Below are 6,443 nucleotides of genomic sequence, written 5' to 3'. Positions count from 1 at the left end.
GGCGGCGCCGATCAGGCAGGCGATCAGCGCCATGGCTTCGGGGGTGCGCGACAGCGGCCGGGCACCGGCAGCGGGGATGATCAGCAGGGCGACGATGAGCAGCGCGCCGACCACCTTGATCGCCACCGCGACGACGATGGCGAGCCCGAGGGTCAGCACCAGCTGTTCGCGTTTCGGATCGAGGCCGCTGGCATGGGCGAGGTCGGGGTTGAGGGTCGCGGTCAGCAGCGCCGACCAGCGCCAGGCGACCAGCGCCAGCACCAGCACCGCGCCGATCCAGATCACCGCGATGTCCGAGCGGCTGACCGCGAGGATGTCGCCGAAGAGATAGGCATCGAGATCAACCCGCACGCCGCGCAGCAGCGACACCGCGACCAGCCCGAAGGCGAGCGCCGAATGGGCCATGACCCCCAGCAGCGTGTCCATGGCATAGCCGCGGCCGCCGAGCGCCGAGACCGCCAGCGCCATCACCAGCGCCACCGCCAGCGCGCCGGTGAAGACCGAGGTCGAGAGCGCCAGCGACAGCGCCACCCCGAGGATCGCCGCATGGGCCGTGGCATCGCCGAAATAGGCCATCCGGCGCCAGACCACGAAACAGCCCAGCGGCGCCGCCGCCAGCGCCACGCCGAGGCCGGCGATCGTGGCCCGGACCAGGAAATCGTCAAGCATGGTCGCACTCCCCGTGTTCCTCGGACCGCGGCGCATGGCGGTGATGGTGGTGGTCGTGATCGTGGCGGTAGAGCGCCAGCGCCCCCCGGGTGCCGCTGCCGAACAGGGCGCGGTACTCCGGCGCCGAGGCGACGATCTCGGGGGCGCCATGGCAGCAGACATGGCCGTTGAGACAGACCACCCGGTCCGAGGCGCTCATCACCACGTGCAATTCGTGGCTGACCATCAGCACCGCGGTGCCGAGATCGCCGCGCAGCGCCTCGATCTGGCGGTAGAGCGCCGCCGAGCCCGGCTGGTCGAGGCCGGTGGTCGGCTCGTCGAGGATCAGCAGGTCGGGTTTCTTCAGCAGCGCCCGCGCCAGCAGGACGCGCTGGAACTGGCCGCCGGAAAGCGCCGACATCTGCCGCATCTCGAGCCCCTCGGCGCCGGCGCGCTGCAGCGCCGCGCGCATGGCCGCCGCCGGGTGGCGCCGGGGCAGGCCGAGAAAGCGGCTCACGGTCAGCGGCAGGGTGGCGTCGATGGCCAGCGACTGCGGCACATAGCCGATGCGCAGCCCCGGCGCCCGCAGCAGCCGCCCGGCGCTGGGTTTCTGGGCGCCGATCACGGTGCGCAACAGGGTGGTCTTGCCCGATCCGTTGGGGCCGACGACGGTGACGATCTCGCCCCGGTCGATGGTGAAATCGACCCCCGAGAGCGCCTTGACGCCGCCGTGGTGCACGTCGACGGCCTGCAGGGTCACCAGGCTCATGCGCAGGCGCCCCCGCGGCAGGCGGGGCACAGGCCCTCGGCCTCGATCACCGTGGATTCGATGCGGAAGTCGACGGCGCGGGCGGCGGCGCGCAATTCGCGCACCGGCATCGCCGATTCCGCCACTGCGCCGCAGTCGCGGCAGATCAGGAACAGCGGCGAATGGCTGTCGCCGGGATGGCTGCAGGCGAGCCAGGCATTGAGCCGTTCGATCTTGTGCACGAAACCGTGGGTCTCGAGGAAATCGAGGGCGCGGTAGGCCACCGGCGGCTGGGTGCCGAGCCCCTCGGTGGCGAGCACGGCGAGGATGTCATAGGCGCCCATGGCGCGGTGTTCGCCAAGCAGGATCTCGAGCACCCTGCGCCGCACCGGGGTCAGCTGCACCCGGTTGCGGGCGCAGAAGGCCTCGGCGGCGCCGAGCGCCTCAGAGACGCAGGCGGCGTGGTCGTGTTTCTGGAATCCGATCTCGGACATGGGCCCCCTCCTGCGTCGGCTTTCGGGTTGATATAGTATAACATACCATGTATGGCCAGCGGGAATCTGCACGGATCGAGAGGAAAACCGGTGAAACGACTGATGATGGCGGCCCTGTTTGTGGCCATGGGGGCGGCGCCGGCTTTGGCGCGGGACCTGCGCGTGGTGACCGATATCGCGCCGGTCCAGTCGCTGGTGGCGCGGGTGATGCAGGGGGCGGGCACGCCGGGGATGATCCTGCCGATCGGGGCCTCGCCGCATGATTTCGCGCTGCGGCCGGGCACGGCCAAGGCCCTGCAGGGGGCGGACCTTGTGGTCTGGATGGGCCCGGCGTTGTGGCCCTCGCTCAAGGCCGCGATGGAGACCCTGACCCATAGCGGGGCGCGGCTGGACCTGTCGCGGACCGAGGGGGCGACGGTTCTTGCCTTTCGCGACGAGAGCCTGTTCGGCGCGCATGGCGATGATGACGGTCACGACGGTCGCAAGGCTCATGCCGATCACGGCGAGCATGACGATCATGGCGAGCACGACGATCATGACGATCATGGCACCGGCCATGAGGCGGAGCATGAAGCGGAGCATGGCTCGGACCACGAGGCGGAGCATGAAGCGGAACATGGCTCGGACCACGAGGCAGAGCATGAAGCGGAACATGGCTCGGACCACGAGGCGGACCATGGCGGGCATGGTCACGCCCATGCGCCCGGCGGACTTGATCCGCACATGTGGCTTGATCCGCAAAACGCCGCCCTGTGGCTCGGGGTGATCGCCGAGCGGCTGGCCGCGGCCGACCCCGAGAACGCCGCGCTTTACCGCGACAACGCGCGGGCGGCGCAGGCCGAGCTGGGCGCGCTGAGCGACGAGGTCGCGCAGCTGCTGGCACCGCTGCGGGCGCGGCGCTTCGTGGTCTATCACGATGCCTATCACTATTTCGAGAACCGCTTTGGCCTCTCGGCCAGCGCCGCGATCCTGGTCTCGGATGCCTCGGCCGCCAGCGCCGCGCGGCTGCGCAAAGTCAAGGAACGGGTCGCCCGGCAGGGGGTGTCCTGCGTGTTCACCGAACCGCAGTTCGATCCGCGCCTCCTACAGGCGGTCGCCCCCGGCGCGGCCACGGCCGAGCTGGACCCGCTGGGGGTGGCGCTGACGCCCGGCCCCGGGCTTTACCCGGCGCTGATCCGGCAGCTGGCCGGCGCCATGGCGACCTGTCTCGGCGACTGAGCCGGCGCCGCGCGCCCCGGCCTCAGAGCCGGAAGCGCGATACCAGCCGCTGGGTGCCGCGCTGGATCTCCAGCGTCACCCGGCGGCGGGCCTGCCTGAGCGCGCCCCGGGCCTCGCCGCTGGTCTCGACGGCGGTGCCGTCGATCGACAAGAGCACGTCGCCGGGGCGCAGCCCGAGGCGGGCGCCGACCGGGCCCGGATCCTCGACCACCACCCTGCCGAGGTTCAGCGGCAGGCCGAACTGGCCGATCACCGCCGGGTTGATGTTGGACAGGACCAGGCCGGGCACCGCCGAGCCGTCGCCGGTGGTCAGCCGGTCGCGGGCCGGGGTCTCGGGGGCGGCGATCAGGCTCACCGGCGCGGTATCGAGCCGGCCGTCCTTCAGCGCCGTGACCGCGACCGTGGTGCCGATGCCGGCCACCGACATGCGGAACACCATCTCGGCCGGGGTGTTGACCGGCTGGCCGCCGACCTCGAGGATCACGTCACCGGGCTGGAAGCCGATGGCGGCAAAGGGGCTTTGCGGATGCAGGTCGGAAATCACGATCCCGCCCGGCCGGTCAAGCTGCAGCCCGCCGGCAAGATCGGCATCGACCGGCTGGCCGGCCATCCCGGCCCAGGGCCGTTCGAAGGCGGTATTGCCGGCCCGCGCCTGGGCCACGAACTGCCGCACCAGCGCCGAGGGGATGGCAAAGCCGATGCCGTTGGAGCCGCCCGAGCGGGTCAGGATCGAGGTGTTGACGCCGATCAGCGCGCCGCTGACGTCGATCAGCGCGCCGCCGGAATTGCCGGGGTTGATCGGCGCGTCGGTCTGCAGGAAATAGCCGCGCGCATTGCCGGTGGCGGTGCCCGAGCGGGCCAGCCCCGAGACGATGCCGCTGGTCACGGTCTGGCCGACCCCGAAGGGGTTGCCGATCGCCAGCACCAACTCGCCGACCTCGACCGTGTCGCTGTCGCGCAGGCCGAGATGCGGCATGTCGCTGGCGCCTTCGAGCTGCAGGATCGCGAGGTCGCTTTCCTGATCGGCGAGCAGCACCCGCGCCGCGTATTCGCGCCGGTCCTTGAGCTGCACGCGGATGTCGGTCGACATGCCGACCACGTGGTAGTTGGAGACCACGATCCCGTCGGGCGACAGGATCACCCCCGAGCCGAGCGAGTTCTGCACCCTTGGCCGGGTCTCGCCGAAATCGCGGAACATGTTCTGGAAGAAGGGGTCGCCGCCAAAGGGGCTCTGGCGCACCTCGACCACGCGCCGGGCATAGATGTTGACCACCGCCGGCGCCGCCTGTTTGACCAGCGGCACGAAGCCGAGCGAGATCTCGGCCGCCGAGGTCGGCACCCGCATCTCGGCCTCGGCGGCTGTCGGCAGCCCCCCTGCCCCGAACCCGGCGCCAAGCGCCAGCATCACAGTTAGCATCACCGCCCGCATCGCTGTCCCTTTCGATTGGTCCGCCCTGATATGCGCCGCACCGGACGCGATTTCAAGCGCCGGCGGGCTCAGTGCGGGCGGGCTCGGTGCGGGCGGGCTCAGTGCGGGCGGCAGGGCACGGGATAGGTCAGCCGGTCGGGCGCGGCGGTGAAACGGCGGCGCGGCGTGAAACAGCTCACCCGCCCCGGCCCGTCGGCCCAGTAAAGCTGCGGATCGACCGGCACCAACCGCCCCCCTGCCGTCTGGCGCCACAACTCGACATGCAGGTGGGGATAGCCCTGCGACATCAGGCCGGTGGTGCCGAGGGTGCCGATCTGGGCCCCGCGCCGCACCCGGTCACCGGCGACGACCTGGCGGGCGTCGAGATGGCGGTACTTCGAGATCATCCGCGCCCCGTCGCCGGCCGCGCCATGGTCCAGCACCACCTGATGGCCGAACATCGGTTCGTAATGGGCGCGCAGCACCACCGCGTCGGTAAAGGCGAGAACCGGGGTGCCGACCTGTTCGAAAATGTCGATCCCCTGGTGTTCGTTCCTGCGGCGCTCGGGGTCGGAGAGGTCGGGAGCAAGATGCACCTGGCCGGTGATCGAGGGCGCGCCCGGCGGCATCACCACCTTGGGATGGTCGCCGCGCAGATCGGCATAGGGCGCCGAGGCGCCGTAGGGGGTGATTTTGCAGGCCGAGAGAAGCAGGGCTCCGATCAGGACCGAAAGCAGTCGCAGCATGGGTTTCCTCGTGGATCGGCCAAGCGTGGCATGGCCCGGATCAGTGCACAAGGCGCACCGCGAACAACAAAGACCCCGCCTGTCACCAGGCGGGGCCGAATGTCGGTGCGATGCGCGAAGGGCTTATTCTTCGGCCGCTTCTTCGGCTGCCAGGCGGGCCTTGTCGGCGGCGCCTTTGGCATCGACGTCGCGGTCGACGAATTCGATGATCGCCATCGGCGCCATGTCGCCATAGCGGAAGCCGGCTTTCAGGATGCGGACGTAGCCGCCCTGACGCTCGGCATAGCGCGGGCCCAGAACGTCGAACAGCTTGGCGACATACTGGTCTTCCTTCAGACGGGCCGCAGCCTGGCGACGCGAATGGATGTCGCCCTTCTTGGCCAGGGTGATCATCTTTTCGATGATCGGACGCAGTTCCTTGGCCTTGGGCAGGGTGGTCTTGATCTGTTCGTGCTCGATGAGCGAGCCGGCCATGTTGGCAAACAGAGCCTTGCGGTGCTCATGGGTGCGGTTCAGGCGGCGGTATCCACGTGCGTGACGCATTTCGATAATCCTTCTACAGGTTTTGCTTTGTCTGGCGACCGATGCGTGTCAGCCGCTCTCCTTGGGGCGGGTTTGCCCATGTTGTCCCCGGAGGTCCGGGCATTTGATGCGGGGTGCGTGGAACCACGCCCCCTACGGGATGGCGGTAGGGTGCGTGCTTGCACGCACCCTACCCAATCTCAGAACGAGTCTTCGAACTTCTTGGCCAGATCCTCGATGTTGTCCGGCGGCCAGTCCTCGACGTCCATGCCGAGGTGCAGACCCATGCCCGAGAGCACTTCCTTGATCTCGTTCAGCGACTTGCGGCCGAAGTTCGGGGTGCGCAGCATCTCGGCTTCGGTCTTCTGGATCAGATCGCCGATATAGACGATGTTGTCGTTCTTCAGGCAGTTTGCCGAGCGTACCGACAGTTCCAGCTCGTCCACTTTCTTCAGCAGCAGCGGGTTGAACTCGAGACCATCGTCCTCTTCCTGACGGCCGGCAGCTTCGGGCTCGTCGAAGTTGACGAAGATCGACAGCTGGTCCTGAAGGATGCGTGCGGCATAGGCCACGGCGTCATCCGGGGTGATCGAGCCGTCGGTTTCGATCTTCATGGTCAGCTTGTCATAGTCCAGAACCTGACCTTCGCGGGTCGGCTG

8 protein-coding genes are annotated in these 6,443 nt (G+C 69.1%); 1 reads left to right on the top strand and 7 read right to left on the bottom strand.

All coding sequences use genetic code 11. The annotated features are described in order from the left end of the window. From ABZD10_RS12520 to ABZD10_RS12510, 3 genes are all read right to left on the bottom strand, one after another. Positions 1 to 669 (bottom strand): iron chelate uptake ABC transporter family permease subunit (locus tag ABZD10_RS12520; RefSeq protein WP_372886933.1); only part of this gene is annotated, 669 nt, incomplete at its 3' end. Continuing rightward, positions 662 to 1,417: a metal ABC transporter ATP-binding protein gene (locus ABZD10_RS12515; protein WP_372886931.1), complete on the bottom strand. Its 756-nt coding sequence runs from the start codon at positions 1,415 to 1,417 to the stop codon at positions 662 to 664. The genes ABZD10_RS12520 and ABZD10_RS12515, both read right to left, overlap by 8 nt. Continuing rightward, positions 1,414 to 1,890, bottom strand: a complete 477-nt coding sequence (locus tag ABZD10_RS12510) for a transcriptional repressor (RefSeq protein WP_372886929.1) — start codon at positions 1,888 to 1,890, stop codon at positions 1,414 to 1,416. The genes ABZD10_RS12515 and ABZD10_RS12510 overlap by 4 nt, the downstream gene beginning before the upstream one ends. A 90-nt stretch (positions 1,891 to 1,980) precedes the next feature. On the opposite strand from ABZD10_RS12510, the gene ABZD10_RS12505 reads away from it, so the two are divergent. Beyond that, on the top strand, positions 1,981 to 3,108 hold the full coding sequence (locus tag ABZD10_RS12505; protein ID WP_372886928.1) for a zinc ABC transporter substrate-binding protein: 1,128 nt from the start codon (positions 1,981 to 1,983) through the stop codon (positions 3,106 to 3,108). A 22-nt stretch (positions 3,109 to 3,130) separates the two neighbouring features. On the opposite strand, the gene ABZD10_RS12500 is transcribed toward ABZD10_RS12505, so the two are convergent. From ABZD10_RS12500 to ABZD10_RS12485, 4 genes are all read right to left on the bottom strand, one after another. Continuing rightward, positions 3,131 to 4,525: a trypsin-like peptidase domain-containing protein gene (locus tag ABZD10_RS12500; RefSeq protein WP_372886926.1), complete on the bottom strand. Its 1,395-nt coding sequence runs from the start codon at positions 4,523 to 4,525 to the stop codon at positions 3,131 to 3,133. A 110-nt stretch (positions 4,526 to 4,635) separates the two neighbouring features. Beyond that, positions 4,636 to 5,262: a M23 family metallopeptidase gene (locus ABZD10_RS12495; RefSeq protein ID WP_372886924.1), complete on the bottom strand. Its 627-nt coding sequence runs from the start codon at positions 5,260 to 5,262 to the stop codon at positions 4,636 to 4,638. A 123-nt stretch (positions 5,263 to 5,385) separates the two neighbouring features. Then, entirely contained in the window at positions 5,386 to 5,805 is a 420-nt protein-coding gene (rplQ, locus tag ABZD10_RS12490) for a 50S ribosomal protein L17 (RefSeq protein WP_372886923.1), read from the bottom strand. Between the two features lie 179 nt (positions 5,806 to 5,984). Continuing rightward, on the bottom strand, positions 5,985 to 6,443 hold a 459-nt coding region (locus tag ABZD10_RS12485), incomplete at its 5' end, for a DNA-directed RNA polymerase subunit alpha C-terminal domain-containing protein (protein WP_372886922.1).

Source organism: Shimia sp. (genome assembly GCF_041624275.1).
In the GTDB taxonomy this organism is placed as follows: domain Bacteria; phylum Pseudomonadota; class Alphaproteobacteria; order Rhodobacterales; family Rhodobacteraceae; genus Shimia.
The sequence above is the reverse complement of the archived record's forward strand: the minus strand, read 5'-3'. Positions and strand labels throughout refer to the sequence as shown.